14 protein-coding genes and 2 pseudogenes are annotated in these 16,272 nt (G+C 35.1%); 5 read left to right on the top strand and 11 right to left on the bottom strand.

What is annotated here, in order from left to right:
• Positions 1-136: 136 nt before the first annotated feature.
• From HW347_RS04625 to HW347_RS04600, 7 genes and pseudogenes are all read right to left on the bottom strand, one after another.
• The gene (locus HW347_RS04625) at positions 137-916 is read right to left on the bottom strand and encodes a glycine betaine ABC transporter substrate-binding protein (RefSeq protein WP_214610769.1); all 780 of its coding nucleotides are present in this window, start codon (positions 914-916) and stop codon (positions 137-139) included.
• A 60-nt stretch (positions 917-976) separates the two neighbouring features.
• A complete protein-coding gene (locus tag HW347_RS04620; protein WP_225901823.1) occupies positions 977-1,267 on the bottom strand; it encodes a putative quinol monooxygenase in 291 nt (96 codons plus the stop codon).
• Between the two features lie 397 nt (positions 1,268-1,664).
• On the bottom strand, positions 1,665-2,348 hold the full coding sequence (locus HW347_RS04615; protein WP_214610768.1) for a family 16 glycoside hydrolase: 684 nt from the start codon (positions 2,346-2,348) through the stop codon (positions 1,665-1,667).
• 254 nt (positions 2,349-2,602) lie between these two features.
• Positions 2,603-2,725 (bottom strand): annotated as a pseudogene (locus HW347_RS20815) (GNAT family N-acetyltransferase); the annotation flags it as partial.
• 5 nt (positions 2,726-2,730) lie between these two features.
• Positions 2,731-2,925, bottom strand: a pseudogene (locus tag HW347_RS20625) (bifunctional metallophosphatase/5'-nucleotidase); the annotation flags it as partial.
• The gene (locus HW347_RS04605; RefSeq protein ID WP_214610766.1) at positions 2,874-3,161 is read right to left on the bottom strand and encodes a transglutaminase-like domain-containing protein; all 288 of its coding nucleotides are present in this window, start codon (positions 3,159-3,161) and stop codon (positions 2,874-2,876) included. The pseudogene HW347_RS20625 and the gene HW347_RS04605, both read right to left, overlap by 52 nt.
• A gap of 53 nt (positions 3,162-3,214) precedes the next feature.
• Positions 3,215-4,558, bottom strand: a complete 1,344-nt coding sequence (locus HW347_RS04600) for a GAF domain-containing sensor histidine kinase (RefSeq protein WP_214610765.1) — start codon at positions 4,556-4,558, stop codon at positions 3,215-3,217.
• A gap of 523 nt (positions 4,559-5,081) precedes the next feature.
• Here HW347_RS04600 and HW347_RS04595 point away from each other — a divergent pair.
• The 5 genes from HW347_RS04595 to HW347_RS04575 all read left to right on the top strand — a co-directional run bounded on the left by HW347_RS04595 (position 5,082) and on the right by HW347_RS04575 (position 10,983).
• Complete coding sequence (locus tag HW347_RS04595) at positions 5,082-5,495, top strand: DUF6789 family protein (RefSeq protein ID WP_214610764.1); 414 nt, start codon at positions 5,082-5,084, stop codon at positions 5,493-5,495.
• 13 nt (positions 5,496-5,508) lie between these two features.
• Positions 5,509-6,243 carry a flavodoxin family protein gene (locus HW347_RS04590; protein ID WP_214610763.1) on the top strand — a complete coding sequence of 245 codons (735 nt, stop codon included), beginning with the start codon at positions 5,509-5,511 and terminating at the stop codon, positions 6,241-6,243.
• A 48-nt stretch (positions 6,244-6,291) separates the two neighbouring features.
• Positions 6,292-8,037: a thiamine pyrophosphate-dependent enzyme gene (locus HW347_RS04585; protein ID WP_214610762.1), complete on the top strand. Its 1,746-nt coding sequence runs from the start codon at positions 6,292-6,294 to the stop codon at positions 8,035-8,037.
• A 271-nt stretch (positions 8,038-8,308) separates the two neighbouring features.
• On the top strand, positions 8,309-8,686 hold the full coding sequence (locus HW347_RS04580) for a response regulator (protein ID WP_214610761.1): 378 nt from the start codon (positions 8,309-8,311) through the stop codon (positions 8,684-8,686).
• A gap of 236 nt (positions 8,687-8,922) precedes the next feature.
• Entirely contained in the window at positions 8,923-10,983 is a 2,061-nt protein-coding gene (locus HW347_RS04575; protein WP_214610760.1) for a tetratricopeptide repeat-containing sensor histidine kinase, read from the top strand.
• Position 10,984: 1 nt separating this feature from the next.
• On the opposite strand, the gene HW347_RS04570 is transcribed toward HW347_RS04575, so the two are convergent.
• The 4 genes from HW347_RS04570 to HW347_RS04555 form a co-directional block, all read right to left on the bottom strand.
• Positions 10,985-11,917, bottom strand: coding sequence for a phosphotransferase (locus HW347_RS04570; RefSeq protein ID WP_214610759.1), 933 nt, complete (start codon positions 11,915-11,917; stop codon positions 10,985-10,987).
• Between the two features lies 1 nt (position 11,918).
• Complete coding sequence (gene thrC, locus HW347_RS04565) at positions 11,919-13,370, bottom strand: threonine synthase (protein WP_214610758.1); 1,452 nt, start codon at positions 13,368-13,370, stop codon at positions 11,919-11,921.
• 3 nt (positions 13,371-13,373) lie between these two features.
• A complete protein-coding gene (locus HW347_RS04560) occupies positions 13,374-14,324 on the bottom strand; it encodes a Rossmann-fold NAD(P)-binding domain-containing protein (protein WP_214610757.1) in 951 nt (316 codons plus the stop codon).
• Between the two features lie 402 nt (positions 14,325-14,726).
• The gene (locus tag HW347_RS04555; RefSeq protein WP_214610756.1) at positions 14,727-16,265 is read right to left on the bottom strand and encodes a sulfatase family protein; all 1,539 of its coding nucleotides are present in this window, start codon (positions 16,263-16,265) and stop codon (positions 14,727-14,729) included.
• Positions 16,266-16,272: the final 7 nt, after the last annotated feature.

Raw genomic sequence — 16,272 nt, 5'->3', positions numbered from 1 at the left:
TTTTTTTTAGCGCTATCAATTAAAAATTTTGGAAACTATTTCTGGTACATATTATTAATATGATAAATACTTCAGAGCTACTATTCCATTTAAGCTACCACTTCACCCCTATCTTCGTTTTTTTACTTCTTCCATCCTATTTACCAGAATTTAACCACTCTTGCGTAACTGTATCAATTTCTTTTCCTTCACGACTTACCTTATAATCTAGGGCTGCAATAATCTCATTATCAAAATGTAAGGCGTCTAAAGTTGCTAGTTGTTCTTCTGTGAACATCGGTTTTTTATCCTCTCTTAAAAGCAATACCGCTTTATCTACAACACCCAGTAATCCTTTAGGTTCTTTTAATTCTCTAATGTCATATTTATGGTGTAAAAAATGAGGTTTCCATAAGGGAACAATCACCCATTCTTTATTTTCTATAGCGTTTTCAAAAGCACCAAAGCAAGCTTCTTCCGTTCCGGTGTGAAATTCATAACCGGCATTATTCAATCCGTAGGCGTCCATCATTTTTATTGAGAAACGTGTAATTCCCGCGCCAGCATTAATCCCTTGAATATCAGATTTCATTTTTTCTACCACTTCGGGTTTTAATAAATCTGCAATTTCTGAAACCGCTTCTGCAGGTACATAATTAGGAACACCCCAAAGTGCATAAGGCTCGTAATGCAACCCTAAATCTATTAAGGGAACTGTTTTCTGTACTTCGGCCTTATAACCTCCGTGACTAGATGGCAACCAAGCGGAAGCCAACATATCTGTTGTTCCTGCTTTTAAATTATCAAAATTTTTCTCGTGGTGCGCATAAATCCGTTTCACTTTAAATCCCATTGCTTTTAGTGTGTTTGCTACTAAAGAAGCTGCAATACGATGAAATGATAAATCCGTGACACCTATTGTAATTGTCTGTGACATCCTATCTGTTTTAAATGAAAAACGCACTTTATAATTTTATAAAGTGCGCTTAGATTATTGTTAGCCAATTATTGTCATTTCATGCAATATGAATTCTTCAACAGCACCATCGGTTGCTTTCATATATTCAGCTAAATGGGCATTGCCCATGTGTTCTTGCCACAGTTCACGGCTTTCCCAGTTTTCAAGAAATAAGAATAAATTAGGATTCTCATTGTCTTGATGTAAATCGTAATTTATACATCCTTTTTCTGCTCTAGTAATAGGGATTAGTTTTAAAAGTTCTGCTAGTACAAAATCTCTTTTTTCTTCTTTAACTAGAATTTTAGCTACAATTGTTAATTGACTCATAATGGATTGTTGTTTTAATATGATTTTTTATTTTACTAATTCTGTTCTTGCTACTACTTACAAATATATATATCCTTAAATGGTAAGTACTTGTACAACCAATGGGTATTTATGTATTTTACGCGGTTTATTACACGTGTTTAATCATTATAAGACTGTATTTTGGTGATTCCAACCTGAAAATAGATTAAAAAGCAGCTTTCAGAAGCTTAAAACCCTTTTCAAGTACAAAATTTGAGTAAACCGAAATGATGATTGAGAACCTCTTATAATAGGACAACGGGTGAAAACTATAAAAAGAGACCACTTTGAAGATGGTGTACTATAATACGGTCAGAAAACTAAAACAATTCCTAACTATTATAATTGAGTATATTAGTATGGTTGGATTATAAAATTATTTTTTTCTCCATATTTTAAGGTTGTCAACTGTTACTTTTCTTGGAACCAAAATGCGTAGGAGACTTTTTGCATGATGTCCAATACCATTTGACACAAAACTTCCAATTTCCTTTCCATTAATAATAACGGTTAGCTTTTCTTCTTGTATTTGAGCTACAACATGCATCCATTTACCCAACTCAATTGTATTAGAAATTTTTTTTGATTTTGATTTAATGAGTAATTTTTGCTCTTTGGTAAGGTTTTTTTCTTTTCGAGCTTTTACATGTTCTAAAAGGAAAACACCTGTTTTTAAATCTTGTAATTCTACAGACCCAGTTTTTATTTTTACGTTTATTAAATGACCTGCATGTACCGATTTGCAAGTAGGGTCTGCAATGTTTAAAACTAAAATATCCTCCAGATGATTCAATTTAAAATCCATTTCAATAGTACCATCCTTGAAATTCATTTTTTGTCTTACAGAAACTGCGTGATTTGCCTCTTTGTGTATATAAATATGCATTAGACCATCTTTTAGGTCAACTTCTTTATGCCCTTTTGCTGTTTTATCACTACTAGTAGTCCAATTATTTCCTACTTCATCCTTTAATTCTTGAGACTCATTTCTTTCAAAATCATCAAAGAAAATCAACTTTCCGTAATCGGTAGAAGTATCTATATTTTGTGTTTTATCCAATTGAGCTTGAGTATTAACCCAAATAAATGTCGATAATATGCACAGTCTTAATAGATATGGTCTTTTTGTCATGACTAGATTAGGTTTTCGTTCTAAATTTCTTTTTTAAAACAGAGGCTATTTTCTACATTGAGATATTGTCCGTAGTGTAGTGTTATTTTGTAGTTGTTCTTTTTGTATAGAGCTACTGCTTCTGTTTGTCTTATTTCGGTTTCTAAAATACAAGATGTATACCCTAATTTGGCTGTCCAAGATTATAACTCCTTTAATATTTTAGTGGCAATACCATTTCCTCTCGCCTTTGGAGAAACATACATTCTTTTTATTTCTGTAGATGTTCCATGCATTGGTTTTATGGCTCCGCATCCCATTGGAGAATTCTCTAGGTAAACCCGTCGAAATTAAAATCTACTCTCCCTATATTTATACCAAAGCAACCAACTTGGTTAACCAAGATATCTTTGTCTGTAGTGTTTTTTACTACGGTTGGTTTGTCTAAAAAAGTATGAGTGTGTCCGCCAATAATTAGATTTGTATACTTGGTTTTAGAAGCAAGAGTAAGGTCGTCTGGTTTTTTTTGGTGCTGTAGTCATAGCAATGCCCTTTTTTCTGTGTTACCAAATAACTTGCTCTATAGTGCTCTTTTAAGAAACTTAGGGAGTACGGGTCATATCTATAGCTGTCTCTTACTTTGAGATACAAGCGCTTCGCTTTTTCCTTTTTTGAAATAGTATCGCTTCTAAACTCTTTGACAAAATCTTTAATTTCATCGGACTCATAATCAAAATAAAAAGTAGGTGCGGTAAAATTCATTTGTTTCCTTTTTTCTAATTTAGAAGGTAAAAAGCTATCCATGTAACTACAACTTACGCTGTCTTCAAAAGCGTAAAGTAAAACGTAGTACCCACGCCCTCTTCACTTTCTAACCAAATGGAACCGTTATAATATTTAATGATTCTTTTTACGATGGACAAGCCTATACCAGAAGAAGAACCGGTGCTTTCTAATTTGGTAAAAATTTTGAATATCCGTTCAAAATAAGCGGCCTTAATACCAATACCATTATCCTTTACAAAAAACTCATAATGATCCCCTTTATCCGTATAGCCCACTTCTACCCTTCCCTGCTCCTCTTTACCATAGTTTATGGAATTTTGGATTAGATTCTGAAAAACCTGTTTAAACCGCCACGTGTTTCCAAACAAACTGGGCATGTTTTCTTGCACCTTAATTTCTACATGGTCGGGAACTAAAATGGTTTCTAAAACCTCTTTAATAAGTTCATTAAAATCTACTTGTTTGTCTTCGGATTCAATCTTATCAATCGTTGAATAATCTAAAATTCCCTTTATTAAAAAGTTCATCTTTTCAACATTAAACAGGGCCTGGTGTAAGGGTTGCATCGTGTCCTCATCTATGGCGTCTGCATTGTCATCTATGAACCAACTCACCAAAGTGTGAATATTTATAAGTGGTGCTTTTAAATCATGAGATACCACATGGGCATACTCACTTAATTCTTCATTCTGGAGCGATAAGTTCTTTAGCAATTCTTCCTTTTTCTTCTCTTGCTCCTTTATGCGTTCTTCGCTCTCTTTACGCTGTATGACATTAACCAACATATTGGCATAAACAAAAAGGATATCCTTTTCATTATCATCATACTTATTAATTTTTTTAACCGAATCAAAACCTATAAAGCCAATCAGCTCGTTGTTTTTGATTTTCGGAATGGTAATCAAGCTTTTTATGCCCTGTGGTTCTAAAACCGCTCGTAAACCATGCTCACCGTCTTCTGGTAATGTACTTACATCTTCCACAAAAAATGGTTCTCCCTTTTTGTGTGCTTCTATCCACTGTGGAATATAATCTACGGGAATGTCCTGCAAATTATCTAGTTCCGGTTCTATGCCTTCAGAACACCACTCATAGGTGTTGGAAGTGGTATTATTTACAAAATCATAGGAGAAAATATAGCTTCGGTCAGATTCCACAAACTCCCCTATTTGCTGTAAGGAGGCCCTAATTAACTTGTCTATATCCGATAAATCCGAATTAATGTACTTTGTTGAAATACTAATTAAGAGGTCTTGAAAACGCAGTTGCCTTTCAATAATTTTATCTTTTTCAGGCTGACTGAAATTGGTATGATTCTCACCTTCATTAGTTACTGAAAGTTGATTTTTATCCTGTAGGTCTTCTTTTTTCATTCGGGTTTTACTGATTTGAGATAAATGGGGAAACTTTACCTATTCGTTAGTTAGTACAACCAAGCCATAAACTTATAATATTACTTGGTGCCTTAAAAATAGCTATTTTTTGCACTATAGCAGCATTAAACTTAAAAACGAATTGATGGAAAACTAGCGCGTAAGGCATTTGGCTATTGTCTGTTTTATACCTTATCAATTTACATGCTACAACAATTATTATTGGTGACTTAAACCCATGCATTGGTTTTCTCTGAAAAGGATAAGCTAGAAAATCTGCGTCAACATTGGTTTTGATTGGGTTAAAAGCCGGGTAACATAACACATATCTTGCATACTAATAAAGAATACCATCTTAATATCTTGTTACTAGATGTATTCCTATTTTAATTACAGCCCATCTCCAAGAGCTACCTACGCTTTCTATTGCTAAAGAATAAGTTATATACACATCCAAAGCTAACGGACCAGATAGGTTTTGCCGTTTTTAAAAATTGAATTTTAACAATCTTAATACCATAATATGAACAACATTACAAAGTATTTCTTAGCAGGAATAGTAGGAACAATAGTCATGACCATTGTTATGATAATGGCACCTAATTTGGGCATGCCCGAGATGGCACCGTGGAAATTATTAGCTGGCGCTATGGGCGTACCAATTGTGGTTGGCTGGATTATGCACTTTATGATGGGGATTCTTTTTGCACTGGGCTACGGATTTGTTTTTGCGCCTAATGTGCACATTAATAATCTCTGGCTAAAGGGAATTGTTTTTGGAGTTGCAGCAGTTATTCTGGCTCAGATAGGAATGAAAGTAATGGGTATGATTTTAACAATGCCACCAGTAAATGGTACAATGCAAATGCGGGCAGTAGCCATGCTTATTGGGCATATTGTATTTGGTGTGGTTACAGTGAAAACAATAGGGAAATAAGAATATAAATATTATGAAAAAGATAGACTTAAGTACGTTAAAAGCAGTGTTTGTAAACTGTACATTGAAAAAATCGCCTTCAAAAAGTCACACACGAAATCTAATGGATGTATCCATGAAAATTATGGAATCTGAAGGGGTTGATGTAGAAATACTTCGCCTTGCAGATTATGATATTCCCGTAGGTGTGCAACCAGATATGACAAAGGAAGGTTATGATACAGATGAGTGGCCAGGTATTTATGAAAAGATTATGGCTGCTGATATCTTGGTTATTGGTACTCCAATTTGGTTGGGCGAGCGCTCCTCTATAGCATCTAAACTTATTGAACGCTTATATGCTATGAGTGGTTACCAGAATGATAAAGGGCAATATGTGTACTACGGTAAAGCTGGTGGTTGTATAGTTACCGGTAATGAAGATGGGGTAAAACATTGTTCTATGGGCATGTTATATGCACTGCAACATTTAGGATATAGTATTCCTCCGCAAGCGGATGCCGGTTGGATTGGCAAAGTGGGTCCTGGACCTAGTTATGGTGATACCAAATGGAATGGCGAAAGTATAGATCCGCCAGTAGGTTTTGATTCAGAATTTACAAACCGGAACACCACTTTTATGAGCTATAACTTAATGCACCTAGCCAAAATGTTGAAAGATAATGGTGGGTATCCTGCCTACGGTAATTCTAGAAAAGAATGGGATGACGGTACACGCTGGAATTTTGAAAACCCTGAATATAGATAGCAAACGGATGCCTTGGTCATCTAATTTAAAAACATAAAGAGAACTATTATGAGCAAAAATGTATCAGAACAATTATTGGATATTTTAGTCAGCGTTGGCGTAGAAAAAGTATATGGAGTTACGGGTGATGCCCTTAACTTTTTTGTAAAAGCAATTGAAGAAAGTGATGGCGTGGATTGGATAGGAATGAAACACGAAGGAAATGCCTCTTTTGCTGCCTTTGGACATAGCCAAACCACAGAAAGTTTAGCCGTTTGTGCAGGAACGGTAGGTCCTGGAGCCCTCCATTTAATAAACGGACTTTATAATGCTAAAAAAGAACGGACTCCGGTTATTGCAATTACAGGACAAATCAACCAAAAGCAACAAGGAACTAGTTTCTTCCAAGAAGTTGATTTAAAAAAGGTTTTTGATGATGTTTGTGATTACCAGGCAATAATAGAAACTCCTGAGCAAGCCCCAATGGTCATACAACGCGCCATTAAAATTGCAATGGCCAATAATGCCGTGTGTAGAATAGAGTTGCCGGCAAATGTAGCGGAAATGAAAGCCGATAATCAGCAATTTGTACACCCTATTAAAAAATATGTTTCGCGTTTGGTTCCAGAGGAATCCGTAGTTATGGAAGCTGCCCAACTTTTGAACGGTGCCAAAACAGTTGGTATTTTAGCCGGTGATGGATGTCGTGAAAGTAGAGCTGCCGTAATTGAATTATCTAAAAAACTGAATGCACCTATAACCCATAGTCTTCGTGCCAGTGATATTTTTGACCACGATACCGATAATGTTGTAGGGTTAACCGGATTAATAGGAAACCCATCTGGTTACAATGCCGTCATGAAGTGCGATTTGCTATTGATGCTGGGAACAGATTTCCCTTATATTGATTTTTTACCACATGAAACCAAAACGATTCAAGTAGATATCCGCCAAGAAAATATAGGGAATAGAACATCTGTCTCTCTAGGTGTTTGGAGTGATATTTCATCCTTCTTAGAAATTCTAAACCCAAAAATTGAACAGAAAGAGGACACCAGTTTTGTTGATAAACTAAGAAAGAGCTTTGAAGATTGGAGAGAGAACATGAAAGAGCAGGCTTCCCCTACTCGAGAGAATGAACCTTTACACCCGCAGATATTTGCAGATTTAGTAAACGAGCATGCTGCTAATGATGCTATTTTTACAGTAGAAACAGGAACATCCGCAATTTGGGCCGCACATCATATCTCTTTTCATAGTCAAAGACGTTTAATAGGCTCTTTTAATCACGGTTCTATGGCAGTGGGATTACCTTCTGCAATTGGAGCACAAATGGCTAATCCTAAACAAGAAATTTGGTGTCTGAGTGGTGACGGTGCTTTTAATATGGCGATGCAAGATTTTATTACAGCCGTAAAATATGAGTTACCCATAAAAGTATTGATTTTCAATAATTCTGAATTGAGTTTTGTAAAACTAGAAATGGAACAAGTAGGCTTAGCAGCCAGTCTGGATGCATTACACGAAACCAATGTCAACTTTGCTGAGTATGCTAAACTATGTGGCGGAGATGGCGTACGTGTAGAACATGCCAAAGATATTGATGCTGCCATACTACAAGCTAAGAATAGTAAAAAGCCATTTATTATAGACGCTGTAGTTAGTAGTGGCGCTTTATCCTTACCTCCTCATATTGGAATAAAGGAAGCTATTGGTTTCGGAACTTCTAAATTAAAAGAAGTCGGACAGGTTATTAGTGGCGATAAAAAGCAATGGGGGAATTTAAAAAAGGAATTACAATCTTATTTTGATTAATATTTAAAATAATATGGTAGTTAAGTTGATACTTTACTACCCTTCTTATGAAGATTCTTTATACCTAAGTATTCAGGTATAAAGAATCTTTTTTTTGAATTGAATTGGTATTCTTGGTAGTCCATTTAATGTAAATTTCTCCTGATGTACAGCTGTTTAAAGCGGTATTTCAACATATAAAGATAGTTTTCTAGCTATTCACCCGAATTTATTTTTCATGATGGGTTAATGGGGTAATTTGCACTCCTCAAACCCCAAATTTGATTTTTTTATGAGACTTGAATTAATTATTGTTGATGACTCCCCTTTATGGCTGTCCTTAGCAGAAAAACTTGCTAAAACGCACCCATTAGTGCGCAGTGTACTCACTTTTGAAGATTCTTATGATGCGTGGGTGCACATACAAATAGCTAAACCACAAGTTGTCATGTCCGATATAGAAATGCCAGGCATGAACGGACTTTCTTTTCTTGAAATGTTCGGTAATCGTATGCCCTTTATATCTAGTTCTACAAAACAGGATTTTGAAGAGGTGGCCAGAGAACTTGGTTGTGTAGATTTCATAAGTAAACCTTTTACGAAAAGTGAGTTTCATAAATCTATAGATTTAGTTTATAATAAAATTTACGGAAGAAAAGCAAACGCATAAGTATTATTTTAGTTTCAACAAAAGAAGCACCACTACCCGCTTCTTGCCGGAATTCTAATGGAACAAAGCACGTTTATTCCAATTCTGATATAGCTTTGTATAGTTCCTTTAATCCTGTCTTTTGCTGTTAATCTCTTCAGTTTTCCTATTGAGAAATAGCTATAAATTACGCGTTTAACAAAAAAAATGCTGTTTTCTTAATTTCTGTTTGTACTTTTTCATAAATAAAAGTCCAAATGGCATCATTTTTTTTCGCGAATAAAAGTTTTTACTTTGCTATTTTGCTTGTATTTGTTTTCTCTGTCAATCTTCAAGGGCAGACAGAAAAAAGTACGCTTACTAAAATAGTAGAGTTAAAATCTAGTTCAGATTTCAATACTCAGAATTCTGATTATATAGATTTACTTCTGGAATTAGCAGAGACCAATATGCGTTCCAATCCTGACAGTACAGCCATATTATTAAAAGAAAGTTATGATTTAAGTATTGCTTCTCAATATAAAAACGGAGAAAGTATAGCACTGTCTACCTATGGGTATTATTATGCAGAAAGAGGAGAAACGGATAAGGCTAGTGAGTATAATAAGAAAGCTTTAGAGGTTGCAAATACCTATGATCTGGATGATGCAAAAATTGCTGCTTTAAACAATATTGCAATCGACTTTCATTTTAAAGGAGATTATGCAACCGCGCTTACCAAATATTTAGAAGCCTTAGCTGTTGCCGAAAAAATTAATGAGACACGTATGATGTCCGTTCTTAGTAGCAATATTGCCTTTTTATATAGTTATAATGAGGATTTTGATTCGGCTATAATCTTTCAAGAGAAAGCAAGGCAAATTAGTCTAGAGGCTCATAATGATGATCTATTAGCTGTCTCAACGCTTGGTATTGCCCATTTACACATGCAAAAGGGAAACCTTGAAGAGTCTGAGCGTTTGCTAACCAATGTGATACCAGGTCTTAAAAAACAAAATAGGAAAGATTGGTTATCTAGTGCATATGCTGGAAAAGGTGACATTGCAGTTGAAAGAAAGAACTATACAAAAGCACTAGAGTGGTTTATTAAATCAGAAAAATTATGCGATGAAATAGACTATAGTATTGGATATGCAGGCAGTTATATAGGATTGGCCGAATCGTATTTAGGACTTAAGAATTTAGAAAAAGCCGAAGAATATGGCTTAAAGGGATTGGAAATTGCTAATAGATTAAGTCTTTCAAAATCTATACAGCTATCAAATCTAGTTCTATCTAAGATATACCACGAAAAAGGAGAAGATAAAAAGGCATATGCTTACCAAAATGAATATAGGTTACGATATGAAAAAGAGGCCGATGAGAAATTTAAGAACGGTCTTGGAGTTGCCCTTAGTAAAATGAGGTTTGAGAATCAAAAAGAACAACTTATAGAGAAGCAGAACAAAGCAATTGCTAAACAAAAAACCTACGTATATTTTGCCATAGCAGCCCTTTTAGTTGCTACGTTATTTTTAATACTAATTTACAGAACCAATAAACTTCAAAAAAAATACACTAAAAATTTACAGGCCAAACAAGAAATCTTAATCCAAAAAGAGGCAGAATTATGCGAGTCTAATAGAACTAAAGATAAGCTGTTCTCTATTATAGCACATGATCTTAAAGGGCCAATAAATTCTTTTCATTCCCTTATGAAAATGTCTACAAGTGTATCTATTAGCAAAGAGCAATACATATCCTTAATGCCCAAAGCTCTATCAGGAATACAAGGCATTTCAGAATTGCTGAATAACCTTTTAATATGGGCAAAAACACAAATGGATGGTATAGTATTAGAACCAAAGAATATAGACCTTCATGATATTGCTGAACAGAGTATTTCCGTGTTAACCACTTTGGCTCAAAAGAAGGAGATTAGCATTGTAAATGAGGTGCCAGAAAATACGATTAGTTATAGCGATAAGAATCATCTAGATGTGATTCTAAGAAATTTAATAGGTAACGCAATTAAATTTACTAACCAAAAAGGAGAAATCCATATTAAGGTTGAAGATAAAGACGATGCACTCCAATTAGAAGTAGTGGATAACGGTGTTGGAATGGATTTAGAAACCCGATCTAATCTCTTTAAAACAAAATATGTAAAATCAACCTTTGGAACCAATAATGAAAATGGCTCAGGTTTAGGGCTGTCTATCTGTAAAGAAATGGTAGAAAATAATGGAGGTAAAATATGGGTTTCTAGTGTTCGAAAACAAGGAACAACCATCTATTTTACTGTTCCAAAGAAATCAAATAAAATAGATGCTGTTTGATTTAGTCTTCAAATAAAAAATTGTCTGGCAAGTTCATAACATAATCTGCCAGATTTTTCATCTCTAGATAACGATTTTTCATTTCAGGGTTGAAGTTAACGTAATTGAAATTCTGATGTCGCCAATACGCTGTAGCGGTTGCTGCGTAAATCGTAAATGCTTTCAGTGCTTTTTTCTCTATTTCTAGAAGTTGAATTTCTTGCCGATATCCTTTCAATAAATTAGCTACTTTATCTAAATTGATGGTGGTTTTATTACTGCACGTACCAATAATCATCATACCAATATCGAATACGCGATAATAATAGCACGCTTCTTCAAAGTCCATGATAGTCGCTTGTTTCCTTTCTTGATCGACAATGATATTACTATTAAAAATATCACTATGGATCAATGCTTTAGGTAAATCTGAGTTGATATGATTCTCAATATAATGCTGTGTAGTTTTTAGCCACTTGTAAAATGAGGAATCCGGAGCGTAGACTTTTACGTCATCAAAATGTTGTAGTCCAAATGCGATTTCTCTTGGGATAAAATCAGGTGCTTTTATTTGATGTAATTGTGCTAGTTCCTTGCCTAAATATAGTAACAAGTCTTCTGATATATCTTTGGCAATATAACCTTCAATAAACCCTTTAAGCATCACTGGTTTCGAATTCCAGGTAGTAGTTAATGCTTCGGTTGTGGTTTGTATCAGCTCAGAAGTCGAAAACTTGTGCTGTTTTAAGTACTCCAATAAAGAAGCTAGTTTCCCCGTCTCTTCAATAGACTTTTCATCACAGATGGTCAATACAAAAGCGTTGTCTTCTGTACGTATCAAATAGTTTGTATTTGCCGAGCCACCACTTAACATTTTATAGGACACCATTTTAATGCCATAAGGAACTAAAATACGTTCCATATCTAAATCGGTAATAACTTTAGTATGTGTCATATTACTTTCCTTTTATTAAGTCCCAATTCGTTTCCATGGCATGCATAAGGGCATTTTCTACATGCGCGTAATCACACAAATACACCTTCTCACAAAGTTGCTTGGCAGTTTCTACACTACTATGCGTAGCGGCTTTTGGCAATACGCTTGTTTGTAATGCTTTTTTTATTATTTCTGGAAATTTTGATGGATGCGCCGTAGCGAAACAGATTAATTTCTCATCACCTAGTTCCGTTTTAAGATTATCTGCCGCTACTACTGCTACCGCACCATGTGGATCTAATAAATAGTCCTCGTTAGTATACAGCTCATTAATGATATCTAAGGTTTGTTTGTCCGTTGCACTATAAGATTTAAACCCTTTAGAATAGCTCTCAAAAGTCTGCTTATCAAAAGTAACGGAGCCTGTGGCTTTAAACTGATCTACCCACTTTTTAATATTCTCGGTGTTTTTTTCATTTCTGAAATACAAGAACCTCCAAAAATTAGAAGGCACTAAAATATCTATGGCAGATGAAGGCGTTTCGATGATTTCTTCCTTTGAAAACCGACCTTCAGAAAAAACACGATGTAAACAAGCATTTGTATTATTGGCAACTACAAAATACTTGATGGGTAATCCCATTTCTCGTGCAATGCCTCCTGCACATAAATTACCGAAAGCACCAGATGGGACGGACATATTTATTTTCTCTCCAATCGTATCTACAACCTGTAAGTAGCCATAGAAATAATGAACCGTTTGCATCATTACACGTCCCCAATTAATGGAATTTACACTAGATAATTTTAGTTTGTCTTTAAAACGTTTGTCCGCATATAATTTAGCAATTACAAGATCTAGATCATCTGCACCATCTGGGCAATTAGACACCCCAACCGGATGCACATTTGCATCTTGCAAGGTGGTCATTTGGCGTTCTTGTTCTTCGGTAATTAATCCTTTCGGATATAACACCCAAGCATCTAAGTTCGATTTCCCTGCTGTATAGTAAGCAGTTGCCGGACCTGTATCTCCTGTGGTCGCAACAACAAGCGTTAGGTGCTCATTTTTTCGTTCAAGAAAGAAGTTCACCAGATTCACCAAAAAAGCGAGTCCCACGTCTTTAAACGATATTGTCGGACCGTGAAACAACTCCATAATATAGGTGTCCTTTCTTGTTTTTAAAGGATAAAACGGAATGGTCTCTTTTTTCTCAAAAGGTGCATACGCCGTTTCAAGAATGTTTTTTAATTCGCTTTCCGAAACAATAGAGCGATCAATAAAAAGCGAAAGAATCTCAAAAGCGAGTGCAACATAAGACAATCCTTTCCAAGCACTTAGTTGTTTTTTGGTGATGTTCGGTAAGGTATCTGGAACATACAAACCGCCATCTGAAGCAAAACCATCTAAGATGGCAGTTTCAAAATCAACTGGCTTCCCTCCTCCTTTGTTACTAACAAATTGAATCATAATTTATTTTTTTAAATACGCAGTATACACAGCTTCGGTTATCATAATATCTTGTACTGCAACACCTGTTAAATCGACAATTGTAATCTGGTCGTCATTGGTGCGTTGTAATTTTTTATCTTGAATCGCAGTACCCAATTCAACAATATCGTCTTCGGTAATTTTACCATCTTGCGTAGCCCTATAGACCTCACCCCTACTTTTACTTTGCGGAATACTGTCCGAGATAACGATGTCTGCCTTTTTAAGCAACTCGCTCTCTAATTCTTGTTTGTGTTCTGTATCTGAACCTACCGCAGTAATATGTGTCCCTTTTTGAATGTCCGATGCTTTTAGTAAAGCCTGTTCTGATGGTGTTGTAGTTACAATCAAGTTGCAATGTTTTGCAAGTTCTGTAGTGCTGTCGGCAATATGAACATCAAAATCAGCACCTAGTTCATTGGCGAATTTTGCAGCCTTTTCTTTGGAACGTCCCCAAATCCAAACAGTGGTGCATGGCGTATATTTTTGAAGGTACTGCAATTGTAATTTTGCTTGTATTCCCGTACCCACAATTCCGATCGCTTTTATCTCTTTCGGGGCGAAATACTTTGCCGCTAAAGCACCAGCAGCAGCTGTGCGGATATCTGTTAAGTAACCTTCATCTAGCAACACTGCTTTGGGCACTCCTGTTTTCTGGTCGAATAATAGCATTAACCCTTGACTAGAAGGGATTCCCAGTTTGGCATTGTCATAAAAACCAGAAGCAATTTTAATGACATAATACGCCTCGTTTTTAATGTAGCCATACTTAATATGGGCATCTCCTTTTGGGTCTTCGAATAACAATTCTCCAACCGGAGGTACCACTGTGTTTCCGTTGCTATATTGAATAAACCCTTCTTCCATAGCAGTGACAACATCGGTGTGCTTTAACAAGGCTTTAATTTCTTTTAAATGAATAACTGTTGTCATAATCTTTGTTTTTCTATTTAGTTTTTTGCGCAAAAAAAAAGTCTCTGCATACCAATTAGCTATTAACTAATTAAGGTATACAGAGACTTTCTGTAAGAAGTAAACTTATTTTTCCAATTTCTTCCTTATGATGAAAAATAAGCCTGCAATAAAATACTACTAAAACTTCTGTATGATAAAAGTATAAAAATTATTTAGATAAGCAATTTCTTTATTGATGAATTCATGGTTTGCTATACTTGTTATCATAGTATTTAAAGGGTCGTTCCATATACATTTCACTTCTCTCCAAATTTTCCTTTAAACTAAACGCATACCTATAAGCTCTAATTTAATAATGTAAAATATCACAGCGGATCTAATAATTGATAACAGCCTCTCAGGTTATATTACAAACTAGAGTTAATCTATTAATTGGAAAGGCTCACTTTTTAAATAGGTTAAAGAGCCTTCTAGAGTTGGATATTTTTTTCTTAAAGCATCATATTCAGTATTGACGGCATGTTCGCCCCATATACCCAGCATCAGTTTTAAGTTTTCTTCATCTTCAGGGTACTGGCCTTGATCATCAGTCTTGATAATCCAATCATTCAAAATACCCGCATATTTTTCTCGTACATCACTATAACCTGGATTTGAAGCAAGGTTAATTAATTCAAAAGGATCCTCTATCAAATTATATAATTCTTCCTCAGGACGTTCATTGGACATGAACCGATCTTGAATCACGTTCAATTTTTTATCCCTGTGTAATTGGTGCATTACTTTTACAAACTCTATACCGTCAAAATCCATATAAGTTGGTTGCGTATAGGGTCTGTCTGTCATGAAGTTGCGGATATACTTGTATTTTATTGACCGTACCGAACGAATTCTATCAATGGTAAAATCACAGCGATCACGGGTTGAAATAACGTAATCTCTTTTATTAGATTCGCTAAAGATATTCTTACCTTCCATATAAGTAGGCACTTGAATATCGGCCAGAGCTAAAGAACTTGTTCCTAAGTCAAGCCCACTTACTAAGTCATCATTTACCTTAGCGGAAGGCAAATTCTTTATCTTTTTAGTAAAATCGGCAATAATTAAAGGTACATGCAAACCTCCATCGTAAAGAAATTGTTTGTTTCTTGTCATTCGCATACCATGATCAGAAAAAAAGAAAATTACCGTATTTTCGAGTAATCCATTATCCTTTAAATTTTTGATAATCCCCCCTATTTTTTCATCGGTTATTTGAATTGCATCTAAATGATTTGCATACTCTTCCACAATTGCAGGGTGATTGGGTAGATAAGGAGGGAGTTCTATTTTTGATCTGTCAACTGGGGTTTTAATGTTGTCTTTGAAACTATCTGAAAAGATTTCTTTTCCGCCATACAATTGTATTTGTCCAAAGAAGGGTTGTTCTTTTTTTAAAGCAGCCAATTCTATATGCACACCACTTTTACCATATAATGGGTGCAATTTATATTTTTGATTATATAGCTCTTTTCTATCATAAGCAAAGTTGTAGTCATCTTTACCGTTATTAAAGGTGAAATACCCTGCTTTTTTAAAGAGTTCAGGAACTGTTTTTAAATTTTCCGGTAAGTAAATGGCAGATTCTTTTGTTCTAGAACTATGGTGGTTTTGTGTGCCTGTAGTTGTTGACATAACCCCTGTGATAATACTAGACCGACTTGCTGAACATACCGGAGCAGGCATAAATGCATTTGTGTAAATAACCCCTTGCTTAGCAAGACTATCAATATGAGGTGTTGAAATAATTGTAGTGCCGTAGGCTCCTAAAAGCGGTGCGGTATCCTCTAAAAAGAGCCATAAAATGTTAGGTTGCTTTTTCGGCTCTTGAATTTGTTTATTGTTAACACATGAAAAGTTTAAAACCGCTATTAAAACCATAATTATAAAGTACTCGTGTCTTGTTCTTATTGATTTCATAAGTTTT

The sequence above is a fragment of the Zobellia barbeyronii genome (assembly GCF_018603515.1).
GTDB classification, from domain to species: domain Bacteria; phylum Bacteroidota; class Bacteroidia; order Flavobacteriales; family Flavobacteriaceae; genus Zobellia; species Zobellia barbeyronii.
This window is presented reverse-complemented; position numbering and strand designations above follow the sequence as displayed.